Consider the following 265-nt stretch of genomic DNA (forward strand, 5'->3'; position numbering starts at 1 on the left):
GCTGAAAAGCAATGAGATTGATGCTCTTTCAGAGGTTCTGAATTTAGAGCAAAAGTATATTCAGGCCATTTCTCAATTAGAAGAAAAACGAATTGAAGCGACCGTTCAATTTTTACAAAGTGATCAATCACCAACCATCACTGCATGTATCGAAAAGGCTGAAGGTACAGATCAAGAAGAGCTCATTTCATTATATGAGAAACTAAATGACATCATGGTGGAACTAAAAGATGTAAATGAACTGAACAAGCAGCTTATTCAGCAG

At 36.2% G+C, this 265-nt stretch carries 1 protein-coding gene; it reads left to right on the forward strand.

Annotation, left to right across the window (positions count from 1 at the left end; genetic code table 11):
* On the forward strand, positions 1-265 hold a 265-nt coding region (locus AC0IXA_RS27610; RefSeq protein ID WP_471814932.1), incomplete at both ends, for a flagellar protein FlgN.

Source organism: Pseudomonas sp. AC083 (assembly GCF_979253165.1).